This window comes from Lysobacter antibioticus, from assembly GCF_001442535.1.
GTDB classification, from domain to species: domain Bacteria; phylum Pseudomonadota; class Gammaproteobacteria; order Xanthomonadales; family Xanthomonadaceae; genus Lysobacter; species Lysobacter antibioticus.
The window spans coordinates 226,320-243,620 of the sequence record NZ_CP013141.1; the positions used below are offsets into that span (position 1 = coordinate 226,320).

Annotated in this window: 14 protein-coding genes and 1 tRNA gene; 13 read left to right on the top strand and 2 right to left on the bottom strand. The window is 67.0% G+C overall.

Annotation, left to right across the window (positions count from 1 at the left end; translation table 11 throughout):
• Positions 1 to 24 precede the first annotated feature (24 nt).
• From nuoN to GLA29479_RS01005, 12 genes are all read left to right on the top strand, one after another.
• Positions 25 to 1,470, top strand: a complete 1,446-nt coding sequence (nuoN, locus tag GLA29479_RS00950; RefSeq protein WP_057918241.1) for an NADH-quinone oxidoreductase subunit NuoN — start codon at positions 25 to 27, stop codon at positions 1,468 to 1,470.
• Between the two features lie 448 nt (positions 1,471 to 1,918).
• A tRNA-Met gene (locus tag GLA29479_RS00955) sits at positions 1,919 to 1,995 on the top strand.
• Positions 1,996 to 2,288: 293 nt separating this feature from the next.
• Entirely contained in the window at positions 2,289 to 2,885 is a 597-nt protein-coding gene (rimP, locus tag GLA29479_RS00960; RefSeq protein WP_057970503.1) for a ribosome maturation factor RimP, read from the top strand.
• A 76-nt stretch (positions 2,886 to 2,961) separates the two neighbouring features.
• A complete protein-coding gene (gene nusA / locus GLA29479_RS00965) occupies positions 2,962 to 4,449 on the top strand; it encodes a transcription termination factor NusA (RefSeq protein WP_031370866.1) in 1,488 nt (495 codons plus the stop codon).
• Positions 4,450 to 4,656: 207 nt separating this feature from the next.
• Positions 4,657 to 7,299, top strand: coding sequence for a translation initiation factor IF-2 (gene infB, locus GLA29479_RS00970; RefSeq protein ID WP_031370865.1), 2,643 nt, complete (start codon positions 4,657 to 4,659; stop codon positions 7,297 to 7,299).
• Positions 7,300 to 7,407: 108 nt separating this feature from the next.
• Complete coding sequence (gene rbfA / locus GLA29479_RS00975) at positions 7,408 to 7,821, top strand: 30S ribosome-binding factor RbfA (RefSeq protein WP_057918238.1); 414 nt, start codon at positions 7,408 to 7,410, stop codon at positions 7,819 to 7,821.
• A gap of 246 nt (positions 7,822 to 8,067) precedes the next feature.
• Complete coding sequence (locus tag GLA29479_RS00980; protein WP_200875798.1) at positions 8,068 to 8,442, top strand: GlcG/HbpS family heme-binding protein; 375 nt, start codon at positions 8,068 to 8,070, stop codon at positions 8,440 to 8,442.
• The gene (gene truB, locus GLA29479_RS00985) at positions 8,426 to 9,358 is read left to right on the top strand and encodes a tRNA pseudouridine(55) synthase TruB (RefSeq protein WP_057970504.1); all 933 of its coding nucleotides are present in this window, start codon (positions 8,426 to 8,428) and stop codon (positions 9,356 to 9,358) included. Before GLA29479_RS00980 ends, truB begins: the two co-directional genes overlap by 17 nt.
• A 51-nt stretch (positions 9,359 to 9,409) precedes the next feature.
• Entirely contained in the window at positions 9,410 to 10,024 is a 615-nt protein-coding gene (locus GLA29479_RS00990; protein WP_144436276.1) for a hypothetical protein, read from the top strand.
• 226 nt (positions 10,025 to 10,250) lie between these two features.
• Entirely contained in the window at positions 10,251 to 10,511 is a 261-nt protein-coding gene (gene rpsO / locus GLA29479_RS00995) for a 30S ribosomal protein S15 (RefSeq protein ID WP_031370860.1), read from the top strand.
• Between the two features lie 256 nt (positions 10,512 to 10,767).
• The gene (pnp, locus tag GLA29479_RS01000; protein ID WP_057918234.1) at positions 10,768 to 12,876 is read left to right on the top strand and encodes a polyribonucleotide nucleotidyltransferase; all 2,109 of its coding nucleotides are present in this window, start codon (positions 10,768 to 10,770) and stop codon (positions 12,874 to 12,876) included.
• A 166-nt stretch (positions 12,877 to 13,042) separates the two neighbouring features.
• Positions 13,043 to 14,074 (top strand): TraB/GumN family protein, encoded by a 1,032-nt coding sequence (locus GLA29479_RS01005; RefSeq protein WP_082638180.1) that lies wholly within the window; start codon positions 13,043 to 13,045, stop codon positions 14,072 to 14,074.
• Between the two features lie 142 nt (positions 14,075 to 14,216).
• On the opposite strand, the gene GLA29479_RS01010 is transcribed toward GLA29479_RS01005, so the two are convergent.
• Complete coding sequence (locus GLA29479_RS01010; RefSeq protein ID WP_144436277.1) at positions 14,217 to 15,752, bottom strand: discoidin domain-containing protein; 1,536 nt, start codon at positions 15,750 to 15,752, stop codon at positions 14,217 to 14,219.
• 372 nt (positions 15,753 to 16,124) lie between these two features.
• On the opposite strand from GLA29479_RS01010, the gene GLA29479_RS01015 reads away from it, so the two are divergent.
• On the top strand, positions 16,125 to 16,568 hold the full coding sequence (locus GLA29479_RS01015) for a helix-turn-helix transcriptional regulator (RefSeq protein WP_057970508.1): 444 nt from the start codon (positions 16,125 to 16,127) through the stop codon (positions 16,566 to 16,568).
• A 93-nt stretch (positions 16,569 to 16,661) separates the two neighbouring features.
• Here GLA29479_RS01015 and GLA29479_RS01020 read toward each other — a convergent pair whose 3' ends face one another.
• Entirely contained in the window at positions 16,662 to 16,997 is a 336-nt protein-coding gene (locus tag GLA29479_RS01020) for a nuclear transport factor 2 family protein (RefSeq protein WP_057920082.1), read from the bottom strand.
• Positions 16,998 to 17,301: the final 304 nt, after the last annotated feature.

The window sequence follows — 17,301 nt, forward strand, 5'->3', positions numbered from 1 at the left end:
CCGGATCCGCCAAGAGATGCACTAATGAACATGCCTGTACGGACCATCGCCGACCTGATGCCCCTGCTGCCCGAACTGGTGGTGATCATCGGCGCGTTCGCGCTGTTGATGCTCGATCTGTTCATCGAGGAGCGCAACCGCATCGTTTCCCATGTGTTCGCGATCGTCGTGGTCGCGGTGGCGACGGCGCTGATCGCCTTCGACGTCGGCGGGCAGGGCACGGTGCTCAGCGGCATGTTCGTGCGCGACACCGCCGCAGACGGCCTCAAGCTCGGCATCGGCGTGGTCGGCATCCTGTCGATGATCTACACCTGGCCCTACCTGCGCTCGCGCGGCCTGTACAAGGGCGAAGTCGCGGTGCTGATGCTGTTCGCCATCGCCGGCATGATGCTGCTGGTCTCGGCCGGCAGCCTGGTCATGGTCTACCTCGGCCTGGAAATGCTGGCCCTGTGCTCCTACGCGCTGGTCGCGGTGGACCGCGACAGCCCGCTGGCCTCGGAAGCGGCGATCAAGTACTTCGTGCTCGGCGCGCTGGCCTCGGGCCTGCTGCTGTACGGCCTGTCGCTGATCTACGGCGCCACCGGCAGCCTGATGCTCGACCAGATCGCGATCGCCGCCCAGGTCGGCCCGTCCTCGCTGATGATGATCACCGGCGTGGTGTTCGTGGTCGCCGGCATCGCCTTCAAGTTCGGCGCGGCGCCGTTCCACATGTGGTTGCCGGACGTCTACCAGGGCGCGCCGACCCCGATCACTCTGTTCATCGGTTCGGCGCCGAAGCTGGCCGCGTTCGGCATGACCTACCGCCTGCTCGAAGTCGGTGCGGCGGGGCAGGAGGACCATTGGCGCCTGCTGCTGGCCGGCCTGGCCGTGCTGTCGCTGGCGATCGGCAACCTCAGCGCGCTGGTCCAGACCAACCTCAAGCGCCTGCTGGCGTACTCGACGGTCTCGCACGTCGGCTTCCTGTTCCTCGGCATGGCCGGCGGCGGCGCCCAGGGCTTCGCCGCGGCGATGTTCTATGCGATCAGCTATGCATTGATGTCGGCCGCGGCCTTCGCCGCGATCATCGTCATGTCCGGCCGCGGTTTCGACGCCGACAAGATCGACGACTACAAGGGCCTCAACGCGCGCAGCCCGTGGCTGGCCGGCATGGTCCTGTGCGTGATGGCCTCGCTGGCCGGCCTGCCGCCGTTCCTCGGCTTCTGGGCCAAGCTGGCGGTGCTCAAGGCCGCGCTGCAGGGCGACATGCTGTGGCTGGCGATCGTCGGCATCGTGTTCGCGGTGATCGGCGCGTTCTACTACCTGCGCGTGATCAAGGCGATGTACTTCGACGAGCCCGACGGCAAGATGCCGGCGCCGAGCGACGACCGTCCGCTGCGCGTGGTGTTCGGCGTTAACGCGCTCGCGCTGCTGGCGCTGGGCCTGGCCTGGAACCCGATCATGGACTGGTGCATGCGCGCGTTCCCGTCCTGATCGACGGTGCGATTTCGGTTACGCAACGGGCCAGCCATGCTGGCCCGTTGCTTTTTCGGCGCCAGGAAAATCGGGCCGCGGCATCGCCGGCAGGTGCGGTTGGCGCCGGTTTGCCCAGGGCGCGCGCCTCGCGCCGCGCAATCGATTCAGGCAACGACCCGAGCCCAGGGGCCGGGTACGGCCGGCGTGGGGCAGGCAGAGGCTGGCACGGCCGCTCAGCCCTGGTATTGAAAAATGCGACAGTGTTTTTGCATGCGCCGGACCGATTGCAACGCTCATCGCAAAAAAGACTTGAAAATATTTAAATGCGCATTAAGATTGCGGCCTGCACCAACGCCGCGAATTCCCAAGGGAATCCACCGGTTCGATGCAGCGGTAAGCGGCAATCATGAAGATCTGATTGCAGGCTTGCAGAAAGTGACGCCGGCCGTTATGATGGTCGGCCTGATGCGGGGTGGAGCAGTCTGGCAGCTCGTCGGGCTCATAACCCGAAGGTCGCAGGTTCAAATCCTGCCCCCGCTACCAGCTTCGGCTGGCGAATCGAAAGCCTCTCTAGAGGCTTTCTTTTTTGGCCGCGAAGCTCGGGCTTTGTGATCGCGCTCTGCTCGCGCGAACACACCGAAATCCAGTTGTACGGACAAGGGGCCCGATGGGCCCCTTGTTGTTTTTGGGTTTCCGGAAGCTTCGTTTCGAGTGGCGTCCCGCGTTCATGCGCTTGCGGACCGCGAAACGGATGGCAGCGGAAACATGACGTATCGAACATTGGTTACACCAGGATTGGTCAGACCAGTCGCAACCCCGAGTCAGGAGTCAGGCGCGTGACGGACAAGGCAACGCAAATCGCTGCATTGCTCGCCCCGACGGTAGAGTCGTTGGGCGTGGAACTGCTCGGCGTGGAATATCTGCCGGCCGCCGGCAATGCAGTGCTGCGTATTTATATCGATGTGCCCGCCGATGAAGCGGCCGCCGGTGCCGATGGCGCCGAGCCGCGTTCGGTGTCGATCGAGGACTGCGAGGCGGTGAGCCGCGAAGTGTCGGCGCAGCTCGACGTCGAAGACCCGATCAGCAGCAATTACACCCTCGAAGTGTCGTCGCCGGGCATCGACCGCCCGCTGTTTACGCTCGAGCATTACCGCCGCCTGGTCGGCGAGACGGTCAAGGTCGCGCTCAAGCTGCCGCACGAAGGCCGCCGCCGCCTGCAGGGCCGGATCGATGCCATCGAGGGCGAGCAGGTCGTGTTCACGGTCGAGGCGGCCACCTTCACGGTGCCGTTCTCGAACATCGACAAGGGCCGTCTGGTGCCGGACTGGGCCGCGCTCGGCCTGGCTCCGAGCAAGGGCGAGCCGCAAGGCGCGCCGGCCAAGGGCCGACCCAAGAACAAGTCCTCGAAGGCCAAGCCTTCGAAGAAGAAGTGATCGGAACGATTCAGATTCAGCCAATTACCAATCCCAATAGCCGGCGGCTGCGAGCCGACCCGTGCGGAGTGACGAAATGAGCAAGGAACTGTTGCTGGTAGTGGACGCGGTGGCCAACGAAAAGGGCGTGCCGCGCGAAGTGATCTTCGAGGCCATCGAGGCCGCCCTGGCTTCGGCCGCGAAGAAGCGCTACCACGATGAGGACGTGCTGGTCCGCGTCAGCATCGACCAGAAGGACGGCAGCTACGAGACCTTCCGCCGCATGGAAGTGGTCGCCGACGACGTGGTCATGGAGTCGCCGGACCGCCAGATCCGCCTGATGGACGCGATCGACGAAGTCGAAGGCGTGGAAGTCGGCGACTACATCGAAGAACAGATCGAAAACCCGGATTTCGGCCGCATCGCCGCCCAGGCCGCCAAGCAGGTCATCGTGCAGCGCGTGCGCGAGGCCGAGCGCGCCCAGGTCGTGGACCAGTGGAAGGACCGCGTCGGCGAGTTGGTCACCGGTATCGTCAAGCGCGTGGAGCGCGGCAACATCTATGTCGACCTGGGCGGCAACGCCGAGGCGATCATCCCGAAGGACAAGGGCATTCCGCGCGACGTGCTGCGCGCCGGCGACCGCGTGCGCGGTTTCCTGTTCGACGTGCGCACCGAGCCGCGCGGCCCGCAGTTGTTCATCAGCCGCGCCGCCCCGGAATTCATGATGGAACTGTTCAAGCTCGAAGTGCCGGAAGTCGGCCAGGGCCTGGTCTCGATCAAGGCCTGCGCACGCGATCCGGGCGACCGCGCCAAGATCGCCGTGCTCGCCCACGACAACCGCACCGATCCGATCGGCGCCTGCATCGGCATGCGCGGTTCGCGCGTGCAGGCGGTGTCCAACGAGCTCAACGGCGAGCGCGTCGACATCGTGCTGTGGTCGGACAACCCGGCCCAGTTCGTCATCAACGCGATGGCGCCGGCGGAAGTGCAGTCGATCATCGTCGACGAAGAAAAGCATTCGATGGACCTGGCCGTGGCTGAAGACCGCCTGGCCCAGGCGATCGGCAAGGGCGGCCAGAACGTGCGCCTCGCCAGCCGCCTGTCGGGCTGGCAGCTCAACGTCATGACCCAGGACCAGGTCACGGCGAAGTCCGAGGCCGAACAGTCCTCGGCCCGTCAGCTGTTCCAGGACAAGCTCGAGGTCGACGAGGAAATCGCCGGCATCCTGGTCTCGGAAGGCTTCAGCACGGTCGAGGAAATCGCCTACGTGCCGGTCGGCGAGCTGCTGGCGGTGGAGGGCTTCGACGAGGACATCGTCGAGGAACTGCGCGCCCGCGCCCGCGACGCCCTGCTCAACGAGGCGCTGGCCGCCGAGGAGGAGCTCGACGAGCACCAGCCGGCCGCCGATCTGCTGTCGCTGGAGGGCATGGACGAATCGCTGGCCTTCACGCTCGCCTCGCGCGGGGTGGTCACGCGCGACGACCTGGCCGACCTGGCGACCGACGAGTTGACCGATATCGAAGGCGTCGACGAGGAACGTGCCGCCGCCCTGATCATGGAAGCGCGCAAGCACTGGTTCGAATGAGGTGACACACGTCGCAAGAGGCTCAAAGAGCGTCTTGCGGCACACCGAGACCGGCCTGGCCGGCCTCGGATTCGCAGGATCGGGCATCGGCCCGGTCCGCGGGCAGGCCAAAAAGGTCTGCGCGAGCCGGTCGTGCGGCGCGCGCGGAGCTAGAATGGCGCCATCACGCGCGGGACTCGTCCCGCGCCACGAGGACACGGAAACCGAATGTCGCAGCAAACCACCATCCGCAAGCTGGCCGAACTGGTGAACACGCCGGTCGAGAAGTTGCTGGAACAGCTGGCCGAGGCCGGCATGAAGTTCAGCGGCCCCGACCAGGTCGTGACCAGCATCGAGAAAGTCAAGCTGCTCGGCTTCCTCAAGCGCGCTCACGGCAAGGTCGACAAGCCGGCCGAGACCGACGAGGCGGCGAAGAAGATCACGCTCAATCGCAGCCGCAAGCAGGAAATCACCGTCGGTGGCGGCAAGAACCGCACCACCGTCGACGTGGTCGTGCGCAAGAAGGTGACGCTGGTGAAGCCGAACGAATCCGGCCAATCCATCTCGCCGGACGACGAGCGCGCCGAGATCCTGCGCAAGCTCGAAGAGTCCAAGCAGCGCAACCTCGCCGAACAGCAGCGCCTGGCCGCCGACGACCAGCGTCGCGCCGACGCGGCCGATGCGGTGCGTCGCGCCGCCGAGGAAGCCGCGCGCGCCAAGGCCGAGCAGGCCGAGGAAGAGCAGAAGACCAAGCTCGCCGACGCCAGCGTCGTCGTCGCGGCCGCCGAGGCGGCGGCAGAGACGACCACGGCCGTGCGCAAGCCGCCGACGACCCATGGTCACGGCCACCCGAAGCCGGCCGCGCCGGCTCCGGCCCGGGTCGACCACAACGCGCCGCGCCACAAGACCCGCGGCTCGCACGCGATGGTCGCCGGCGTCGAGGACGACGATGCGGCCAACCGCTTCGCCGGCCAGCTGCACCTGAGCGCCTCCGACCGCGCCCGCCGCACCAGCAGTTCGCGCGGCAAGTCGCGGCCGCAGCCGCGCCGCCAGTCCGAGCAGTCGCGCTCCGGCGGCGGCCAGCACGGCTTCTCGCGTCCGACCGCACCGATCGTGCGCGAAGTCGCGATCGGCGAAACCATCACGGTCGCCGACCTGGCCCAGAAGCTCGCCCTCAAGGGCGGCGACGTGGTCAAGGCGCTGTTCAAGATGGGCGTCATGGCGACCATCAACCAGAGCATCGACCACGACACCGCCGCGCTGGTGACCGAAGAACTCGGCCACACCGTCGTGCGCACCAACGCCAATGCCGCCGAGGACGCGCTGATCGCGCACGCCGAGGAAGTGCAGGGCGACAAGGTCGCGCGTCCGCCGGTGGTGACCATCATGGGTCACGTCGACCACGGCAAGACCTCGCTGCTCGACTACATCCGTCGTACCAAGGTCGCCTCGGGCGAAGCCGGCGGCATCACCCAGCACATCGGCGCGTACCACGTCGAAACCGCGCGCGGCGTGATCAGCTTCCTGGACACCCCGGGCCACTCCGCCTTCACCTCGATGCGTGCGCGCGGCGCCAAGCTGACCGACATCGTGGTCCTGGTGGTCGCCGCCGACGACGGCGTCATGCCGCAGACCAAGGAAGCCGTGCAGCACGCCAAGGCGGCCGGCGTGCCGCTGATCGTGGCGATCAACAAGATCGACAAGTCCGGCGCCGATCCGCTGCGGGTCAAGAACGAACTGCTCGCCGAGGGCATCGTCGCCGAAGATTTCGGCGGCGAGACCCAGATGGTCGAGCTGTCGGCCAAGACCGGCGACGGCGTCGACGATCTGCTCGACGCGATCTCGCTGCAGGCCGAAGTGCTGGAACTGCGTGCGGTGCCGATCGGCCGCGCCACCGGTACGGTGATCGAATCCGCGCTCGACAAGGGCCGCGGCCCGGTCGCGACCGTGCTGGTCCAGCAGGGCCAGCTCAAGAAGGGCGACTACCTCGTCTGCGGCGTGCAGTACGGCCGCGTGCGTGCGTTGTTCGACGAAACCGGTTCGCAGGTGCAGGAAGCGGGTCCGTCGATCCCGGTGCAGGTGCTCGGCTTGTCGGGCGTGCCCGATGCCGGCGACGACTTCGTGGTCGTCGAGGACGAGCGTCTGGCCAAGGACGTCGCCCAGCAGCGCGACGCCAAGCGCCGCGAATCGCGCCTGGTCGCCGCTGCCGGCAACCGCATGGAAGACATCATGGCCCAGATGGGCAAGGGCGAGGGCCAGCTGAGCCTCAACCTGGTCATCAAGGCCGACGTGCAGGGTTCGGTCGAAGCGCTGCGCCAGTCGTTGATGGCGCTGTCGAACGATCAGATCCGCATCAATGTGATCAGCTCCGGCGTCGGCGGCATCACCGAGTCCGACGCGAACGCGGCGGCCACGGCGAAGGCCACGGTGATCGGCTTCAACGTCCGTGCCGACGCCTCCGCCCGCCGCATCATCGAAGGCAACGGCGTCGATCTGCGTTACTTCTCGATCATCTATGACGTGATCGACCAGGTGAAGCAGGTGGCTTCGGGCATCCTCGGCGTGGAAATCCGCGAAGAGATCATCGGCATCGCCGAAGTGCGCGACGTGTTCCGCAGCTCCAAGTTCGGCGCGGTCGCCGGTTGCATGGTGGTCGAAGGCGTGGTCAAGCGCAGCAAGCCGATCCGCGTGCTGCGCGACAACGCCGTGGTCTTCGAGGGCGAGCTGGAATCGCTGCGCCGCTTCAAGGAAAACGTCGACGAAGTGCGCAACGGCACCGAATGCGGTATCGGCGTGAAGGCGTACAACGACGTCAAGCCGGGCGACCAGATCGAGTGCTTCGAGCGCATCGAAGTGCAGCGCACGCTGTAAGACAGGGAATCGGGAATCGGGAGTCGGCAATCGCAAGGCGGTTATCGGCGACCGGTTCCCCCTTCCGCTCTACCGTCTCTTTTCCCGCTTCTCGTTTCCCGGATCCACATGCCCAGCAGCAAATCGTTCCATCGCACCGACCGCGTTTCCGCCCAGCTCCGTCGCGAGCTCGGGACGCTGGTGCATGAGGCTGTGCGCGAGCACAACCTGCCGTCGGTGAGCGTTTCCGACGTCGAAGTCTCGCGCGACCTGGCCCACGCCAAGGTGTTCGTGACCGCGCTGCAGGCCGAGCGTTCCAAGGAAGCCGTCAAGGCGCTCAAGGAACTCTCGCGCGAGCTGCGTTACCAACTGGGCCGGGCGATGAAGCTGCGCCACGTGCCCGAACTGCACTTCCATTACGACGATTCGGTCGATCGCGGCGAGCGCATCGGCATCCTGCTGCGCGATCTGCCGCCGCTGGAAGCCGAAGCCGACGGCGATCAGGCCGCCAGCGAAACCGACGGCGACGACAAGCCGGAGTAAGCGCAGGCAGGCGCCGGCGCCCGGTCCGTCGATCGGTGCGGCGCCCGCTGCCCGGTCGCAACCCGCCAGGTCCCGTCTGCGGCTCCGCCGCTTGCGACCCACGCGCCCGACGTATCCCGCAGCACCCCGGCCGCCCTTCGCGCGGCGGTTTCTTTCCCTTCTTCTTGCCCGAGCAGGAGCCATCGCATGTCGCAGCCACCGCCGCGTTACGGCGCGCCGATTTCGTTAGCGACCGCCGGCCGGGTCATGCGCGCCGCGCAGGCCGAGGCCGAACGCCTGCAATGGCCGATGGTGATCGCCATCGTCGACAGCGGCGGCCATCTGGTGATGTTGCACAAGCTCGATCAGGCGCAATATGGCAGCATTCCCGTGGCCCAGGCCAAGGCCGAGACGGCGGTTAAGTTCCGCCGTCCGACCAAGGCGTTCGAAGACGCGGTCGCTGCCGGCGGGTTGGGCTTGCGACTGCTCGGAATCGATGGTCTGTTGCCGTTGGATGGCGGGCTGCCCCTGATCGTGGGCGGCGAGTTGATCGGTGCGATCGGCGTGTCCGGGATGCAGGCGGTTCAGGACGCGCAAATCGCGCAGGCAGGGGCGGACGGCTTGCTTGAACACGACGCGTAAACGCAATTGGCGCAACGTCGACGGCTTGCTGCTGCTCGACAAGCCCCCCGGCATCAGCTCCAACCAGGCGCTGCAGCAGGCACGTCATCTGTTCCGTGCGGAGAAGGGCGGCCACACCGGCAGTCTCGACCCGCTCGCGACCGGTCTGCTGCCGCTGTGCTTCGGTGAGGCGACCAAGATCGCCGGGTTGCTGCTCGGCGCACGCAAGGCCTATAGCGCGACCGCGGTGCTGGGCCTGACCACCGACAGCGACGACGCCGACGGCGCGTCCTTGCTCGAACGCCCGGTACCCGAATTCGACGATGCGGCGATCGAAGCCGCCCTGGCGCCCTTGCGCGGCCCGATCCGCCAGCGCGCGCCGATCTATTCCGCGCTCAAGCAGGGCGGCGAACCGCTGTACGCGAAGGCCCGCCGCGGCGAGGTCATCGAGGCGCCCGAGCGCGACGTCGTCGTCCACTCTTTGACCGTGACCGGCCGCGACGGCCCGCGCCTGGAGCTGCATATCGAATGCGGCTCCGGCACCTATGTGCGCAGCCTGGTCCGCGACCTCGGCGAGGCGCTCGGCTGCGGCGCCCATGTGGCGACCTTGCGCCGGCTCTGGGTCGAACCGTTCATGCAGCCGCGGATGATCACGCTGGATGCGTTGCGCGAACTGGCCGAGCAGGGCAGCGACCTGGCCCTCGACGCCTGCCTGCTGCCGATCGAGGCCGGGCTGACCGGTTTCGGCCGGGTCAGCCTGGATTCGACCGCGGCCGAGCGCCTCGGCCATGGCCAGGCGGTCAGCTGTGAACCCGGCGAGCCGGGTCTGGTGGCGGTGTTCGGCGAAGCCGGGCGCTGCCTGGGCCTGGGCCTGCGCCAAGCCGAAGGGCGATTGCAGCCACAGCGCCTGTTCCGCTGGGCGGCGCAGGGCGGCTGAGCGGCTTCGGGCCGGACGCTACGAGCAGGATTCGCGCCAGGAGGCGATGCGGTGAACAGGCCCAAGACGATGTCCATGCCCGGCGCGGCGGCCATGCTGCTGGCCTGCGCGACGAGCCCTGCGATAGCGGCGAGCGCCGAGGTCGATCATGCCCGGCCCGAGGCCGTGGTCGAAGCCGCGATCGCCTGCGCCAAGCGCCAGGATTTCACCTGCACGGCCCGGCTCATGGACCCGGCGGCCTTGGCCGATTTCCGCCGTACGCTCGGCCCGGCTTTCGAAGAAAGCGCCGGCGACCCGCGCCTGGACGGCCTGTTCGGCGCCGACAGCGCGAAGCGCGCCAAGGATATGGACGATGCCGAGTTCCTCGCCCAGGCCCTGAGCCGGGTCAAGCGCCTGGGCTTGGTGCGGATCGACAGCGCCGCCATCGTCGCATCGGCCACAGAAGGCGAGGCCGGTTATCACGCGGTAGTGCGCATCGCCGGGGATTTCGGCTGGCCGGAGTCGGCGGCCACGGTCGTCGACCTGGTCAGCCTGCGCAAGGTCCAGGGCCTGTGGTGGCTGCAGCCGGGGCTTGAGGCCCAGGTCATGATCGACGGCATCAAGCAGGCGCGTATGCGCGATCTCGACAGAAAAGCTGAACGGACGCCGGGCCAGGCCGGCGACTGACGCGATGGGCGCCGTGGCGGTCGCGGATGTGCGGAATCATTGGTGCGCAGGTCGCATTCGCGCCCGCAGGCTGGTACAATCCCGCCGCTTTTCAAGCACTTCCAAACGGGACCTGCTTGGGCGGCAATCCTCACTAAAGCAAGCGGCGGGCCAGGCGGTGCGTCGGGGCGATTTTGTCGCGACCGATTCGCTTCTGCGGGCCCCGCATCTACAGAGAACATAAGTCATGTCGATCGACACCAGCAAGATCATTGAAGACAACAAGCGCGGCGCCGCCGACACCGGTTCGCCGGAAGTCCAGGTCGCTCTGCTCACCGCTCGCATCGAGTTGCTCACCGGCCACTTCAAGCAGCACAAACAAGATCACCACAGCCGCCGCGGCCTGCTGATGATGGTCAACCGTCGTCGCAGCCTGCTTGATTACCTCAAGCGCAAAGACGGCGATCGCTACAAGGCTCTGATCGAAAAGCTCGGTCTGCGCCGCTAACCGGACACCCAACCGCGGCGCAGCGATGCGCCGCGGTTTGTTTTGGCGGGCATGAAAACCCGCGTGGCGCTGCAGGACGCAACGCCGCCTGCGCTCGATGAGCGCATGGCTTCGACCTGGCGAAACCGGGTCACGTGCAACGCGGCCGGTCGGACCGGCGCAACGCACACCCACCTATTGGTCGCCGGCGCCGGCGACCGACCGGAGCGGGGCAAGGGCCCCGACCGGAACGCATAGATACCGAAGGAACCCACCCGTGGCAAAAATTACCAAGACCTTCCAATACGGCAACCATCAGGTGACCCTGGAGACCGGCGAAATCGCCCGTCAGGCCGGCGGCGCCGTCATCGTGAAGATGGAGGACACCGTGTTGCTGGTGACGGCCGTCGCCGCCAAGAGCGCGCGCGAAGGCCAGGACTTCTTCCCGCTCACCGTGGATTACCAAGAGAAGTTCTACGCCGGCGGTCGCATCCCGGGCGGCTTCTTCAAGCGCGAAGGCCGTGCGACCGAGAAGGAAACGCTGATCTCGCGCCTGATCGACCGTCCGATCCGTCCGCTGTTCCCGGAGGACTACCGTAACGAAGTCCAGATCATCGCCACGGTCATGTCGATGAATCCGGAAATCGACGGCGACATCCCGGCCCTGATCGGTGCCTCGGCCGCGCTCGCGCTGGCCGGCACCCCGTTCCAGGGCCCGATCGGCGCGGCCAAGGTCGGTTACAAGAACGGCCAGTACCTGCTCAACCCGACCGCCGCCGAGCTGGCCGAATCCGAGCTCGAGCTCGTCGTCGCCGGTACCTCGAACGCGGTGCTGATGGTCGAATCCGAAGCCAAGATGCTGTCCGAGGACGTCATGCTCGGCGCGGTGATGTTCGGCCATCGCGAAATGCAGAAGGTCATCAACATCATCAACGAGCTCGTCGTCGAAGCCGGCACCAAGCCGTCGACGTGGGAAGCTCCGGTCAAGAACGAAGCGCTGATCGCCGCGCTTAAGGAAGCCGTGGGCGACCAGCTCGTTTCGGCGTTCCAGGTGCGCGACAAGCTGCAGCGTCGCGACGCCATCGGCGCGATCAAGAAGGACGTGCTGCAGCGCCTGGCCGGCCGCGCCGAAGCCGACGGCTGGAGCACCTCGGAGCTGTCGAAGGAATTCGGCGAGCTCGAGTACCAGACCATGCGCAACTCGGTGCTCGACACCAAGGTCCGCATCGACGGCCGCGCCCTCGACACCGTGCGCCCGATCGCTTCGCGCGTCGGCGTGCTGCCGCGTACCCACGGCTCCTCGCTGTTCACCCGCGGCGAGACCCAGGCCATCGTGGTCGCCACCCTCGGCACCGCGCGCGACGGTCAGATCATCGACGCCGTCTCGGGCGAGTACAAGGAACACTTCCTGTTCCATTACAACTTCCCGCCTTACTCGGTCGGCGAAGCCGGCCGCATGATGGGCCCGAAGCGTCGCGAAATCGGCCACGGCCGTCTCGCCAAGCGCGGCGTGCTCGCCGTGATGCCGACGATGGAAGAATTCCCGTACACCATCCGTATCGTCTCGGAAATCACCGAGTCGAACGGTTCGTCCTCGATGGCTTCGGTCTGCGGCAGCTCGCTGGCGCTGATGGACGCCGGCGTGCCGATCAAGGCGCCGGTCGCCGGCATCGCGATGGGCCTGGTCAAGGAAGGCGACAACTTCGTCGTCCTGTCGGACATCCTGGGCGATGAAGATCACCTCGGCGACATGGACTTCAAGGTGGCCGGCACTTCCGAGGGCATCTCGGCGCTGCAGATGGACATCAAGATCCAGGGCATCACCGAAGAGATCATGAAGGTCGCGCTGGGCCAGGCGAAGGCCGGCCGTCTGCACATCCTCGGCGAGATGGCGCATGCCCTCACCGAGTCGCGCACCGAGCTGTCCGAGTACGCGCCGCGTCTGCTGACCATGAAGATCCACCCGGACAAGATCCGCGAAGTGATCGGCAAGGGCGGCTCGACCATCCAGGCGATCACCAAGGAAACCGGCACCCAGATCGACATCCAGGACGACGGCACCATCGTCATCGCTTCGGTCAACGCCGCCGCCGCGCAGGCCGCGAAGGCGCGCATCGACCAGATCGTGTCCGACGTCGAGCCGGGCCGCATCTACGAAGGCAAGGTCGCCAAGATCATGGACTTCGGCGCCTTCGTGACGATCCTGCCGGGCAAGGACGGTCTGGTCCACGTCTCGCAGATCTCCAACGAGCGCGTCGAGAAGGTCAGCGACAAGCTCAAGGAAGGCGACGTGGTCAAGGTCAAGGTGCTGGAAGTCGACAAGCAGGGCCGTATCCGCCTGTCGATGAAGGCCGTCGAAGAAGGCGAGGGCGTCGTCGCCGAGTAATCGGCACGCGCAACGTCGGATTCGAGGAAAGCGGGCTTCGGCCCGCTTTTCTTTTGTGCGGTCTTCCTTGCACCTGGGCGTACCGACTTGCGCCGGGCTCGCGGATGGGCTTCCATCGTGGCCGAACCCGGCATCGACTGCGGTTCGACCAAAGGAGAACGCCGAGATGCGAAGGAAGCTGCTGTTAGGTCTGGCGATCGCGATGGCAGCCGCGCCCGCCGCGGCGCAGCCGTCACCGAGGCAAGGCGGGACATCGCCTGCCGTCGAGGCCGTGGCGGCGCCGCCCATCGTCGACATGGACGTGGTGGTGGTGTCCGGCGTGCAACCGGGGCCCGGCCTGTGGAAATTCCACAAGGGCGACCGCGTGCTGTGGATCCTGGGAACGCTGTCGCCGTTGCCCAAGGACATCACCTGGCTGTCGCGCGACATGGACGCGGCGATAGCGCAATCGCAGCTCGCACTGCAGCCGCCGCGCCTGTCGGTCAGCGCCGACATCGGCCTGTTCGGTCGCCTGTCGTTGTTGCCTTCGATGCTGAAACTGCGCAAGAACCCCGGCGGCGCGAAGCTGCAGGACGTGTTGCCGGCGGACTTGTACGCGCGCTGGCAGGTGTTGAAGCTCAAGTACATCGGTCGCGACGACAGCGTCGAGAGCTGGCGGCCGCTGTTCGCGGCGAGCGAGCTGTATCGCGCTGCGCTGAAGAAAAGCGGTCTCGACGAAACCGGCATCGTCGGGCCGGCGATCCGCAAGGCGGTCGAGGCGGCGGGGATCGAGACGCGCTCCACCAGCCTGCCGCTCAAGGTCGAGGACCCGAAAAAGACCCTCAAGGCCTTCAATGCGACCACGCTCGACGACGTGGCCTGCTTCCGCAAGACACTGGACCGGCTCGAAACCGACCTGGCGATCATGACCACGCGCGCCAATGCCTGGGCCACCGGCGACATCGACGCGCTGCGTGCCTTGCCTTACGAGGACCAGCAGGAGGCCTGTCTGAGCGCACTGACCGGTTCGGGCTTCTCGCAGAAGCTCGGCATCGACGATGTCCAGGCGCAGATGGCCGAGCATTGGTATCGCAGCGTCGACGGCGCGCTGAAAGAACAGCGGGTGGTCTTCACCATCCTGCCGATATCGCAGTTGCTCAAGGCCGACGGCGTCGTCGCCAGACTGCAGGCCAAGGGCTTCGAGGTCGAGGCGCCGTAGCCGGCCGCAGGCGCGTGCAGGCGCCGGGACGCGCCTGTCCGCTGTGCCCACTCGAGCTGATCCGAAGCCGATCCGGGGTCGATCTCATCGAGGCGAGAGGATGCCGGCGATGCCGCGCCGGCATCCTCTTGCCGATCGCCGATCAGTGTTCGAGCACGCTCACACTGGTCACGTACTGCGAGTCGGCGGTCCACGGCGAGGGGTTGCCGACGCCGAGGCCGACCTGCAGGGTCTTGCCGGCGATGTTGCCGAGGTCGAAATAACGCATCGGCACCAGCGCGCCCGGGCACCAACTGCGCGGGTTGGTGGTGTTGTTGTTGCGGAAGATGCCCGGGTTGCCGCGCGGGCTGAATTGCTCGTAGCTCGCGCAATCGATCTTGGTGCTGAAGCTCGCGATCTGCGCGCCGTTGAGCTTCACCGCGATGTTGGTGTTGGTGTACTCCTGGCCGCCGCTGGAAGCGCCGTAGCCGGCGATGCTGACGGCGAGGGTGGCGATGCCCAGGTTGGCGGTGTGCGAGACGGTGGCGGTGGCGATGCTGTCGTCGGTTTCCGACGAACGCGACAGCAGGCCGATCACGTCCGGGTCGCTGGCGGGCGTGAGCGTCTTGGTCGAGACCAGCGCCAGCGAGTACTTGAAGCCGACTTCGGCGATCGCCGGGTCGGTCACGCCGTGCTGCTCGCAGGCATCGCCGCCGTATTGCGGATTGGCGCCGCCGCTGATGCCGACCCAGATGTCGCGGTCGGGATTGGCCAGCGCCGCGGCATACGGGTTCATCGGCGCGTCCGGATAGACCCGGGTCGCCTTCGCGCCCTGCCACATGTCGCTGAACGGCGAAATGAAATCGGTGAAGGTCACCCGCGGCGTGTCGACGGTCGGCGCAATGCCCTTCGGCGTGCTGATGAAGAAGGCCGAGGCGAAGCGATCGTAGGGATCGCACTGGGCGTGATAGATGATGCGCAGGGCGACGTCGTCGCCGATCTTGGCCTTTTCGGCGTCGCTGAGCTTGCGCGCGTACTCGGTGCCGCGCTTCCACATCAGCACGCCCGCAGGCGGCGTGTAGGTGGTCGGTTCGGTGCTGCGGTAGATGCCGAATTGCGGTACCTGGTCGAGCACCTGCACCAACTTCTCGGTGGCCGGCGGCGCGTCGTGGACCTCGAACTCGTAGATACGCGCGGCGCTGTCGCTGCCCTGGGTCGGCGTGGCGATGTTGAGGCGCACATAGCGCGCGCTGGTCGCCGCGATCGGGTGGGTGCTGACGTTGGCGGTGTTGTTGCTCACGCTGACCGCGGTGCTCCAGGCGTTGCCGTTGGCCGAGGTCTGGATGTTGAAGCTCTTGCTGTTGAACGAGGCCGGTTCGCCGCCGGCGCCGGCATGCTTGATCACGAAGCTCGATAGGGAGCGACTGGCGCCGAGGTCGACCTGCAGCCACTTGCTGCCCGCCGCGGAACAGAACTTGTCGCTGTTGCCGCCGCCGGTGCTGCCGTTGAAGGCTTTCGCCGGCGCTTCGTTGGCGTTGCACGCGGCCGAACCGGTGGCGGGTTTGTTCAGGGCGAGGTTGGCGGCCGAGGCCGTGCCGGCGAAGCCCAGGCACAGCAGCAGGCTCGCGAACTGCAAACTCGTGAACGTCAGGCCTGTGTGCAGGCCCGGCCGGGGTGGAGCGCTCTGTCTCGATGGCATGAGGATGTCCTTGTCGGTGCGAAGGCGGCCGGCTCGACGATCGTTGCCGCGAAAGGGCTGCGGCAGGGGACGACTGGAACTGGCCGGGAACGGCGGGGCGCCGCCGCGACGGGGACCGATCGGCACGGTTTAGATCGATCCAATTGCGAGATTAGTGGAACGCGGCGGCGCACAACCCGGGCCTGTGCCCGCGCGGAGGTCGATTTAAGAGCAGCCGTCCGCAGTTTCGGATCGCGCTTCGATCGAGCGCGGGCGCAACCCGCGCGGCGGAGGCTTGGACGGGACCCATCGCGCTAGGCCTGTCGCGCGGAGTCGATGGTGCAAGACCGATCGCGCTAGGCGCCTCGCGCCGGGCATGGCAGGATCGCGCCGATGAGCAACAGCCCCGATGCCACGACTTACCTTCGCGACCTCGCGCGCCTGCGCCGCGTGCGCGACCGCATCGACCGCGAGTACGCGCAGCCGCTCGACGTCGAGGCGCTCGCCCAGGGCGTGAGCATGTCGGCCGGGCATCTGAGCCGGCAGTTCCGCGCCGCCTACGGCGAGTCGCCGTATTCGTATCTGATGACGCGGCGCATCGAGCGCGCGATGGCCCTGCTGCGCCGCGGCGACCTCAGCGTCACCGAGGTCTGCTTCGAGGTCGGCTGCTCATCGCTGGGCACCTTCAGTACGCGTTTCGCCGAACTGGTCGGCGTGCCGCCGAGCGTCTATCGGCGCGAGGCCGCACAGGCGAGCGACGGGCTGCCGCCGTGCGTGGAGAAGCAGGTGACGCGGCCGGTCAGGCAACGCGAAACCCCGGAGGCGGGCAGCGCCTGAGGTCGTGGGCGCTGGGTTGTGGATGGATCGCTGCGTCGGTGGCCGTCGCAGCGCGGTCGCGGCTCGCGACGCTCCTGCTCCAGAGTATGAAGGTCAGTGGGTGTGGTAGATCTTGCTGAGGATCTTCCACTCGCCACCGACCTTCAGCAATTGGAACAGGTCGCTGTAGCGCGCGCCGTTCCAATGGTCGGATTCGACCCGCACCTGCGCGACGCTGCCGACGATCTCGATCGAGACGATCTGCGCCTGCAGTTGCTTGGCCGCGGGCGCGCTGTCGATGTAGTCGAACAGGCTACGGATCGGGCCGCCGCTCAGGCTGCCGTCGGGGGCGAGGCCGTGGATGGTCGCCTGCGGCAGGAACGCCGTGCGCATGAGTTCGCTCTTGCCCTGGCGGCCGGCCTCGATATAGCGATCGAGAACCTTGCGCACGGCGGCGTAGTCTTCCGCAGAGGCCGTGGGTACGAGCTTGTTCGCTTCTGGCGAGGGCGCGGCTTGGGCTTGTGCGGCGGCGCCGCACCACGGCAGCAGCAGGACAAGAGCCGATGCCAGCATCAACAGTCGTACTGGCCTTGCATCGTCTGTGGGGCGCATGGGTCGACCTGTGGTGGGCGTGCTGTGGCGGGGCATGCTTGTGATGGGCATGTACTCCCTGCGGCTGCCATGGCTTCGGCTCGCGCGGCTGCGCCGGCTCGTCCATCGCGCGCCGGCCTCGCCGGCGACATGGCGGTTTCGC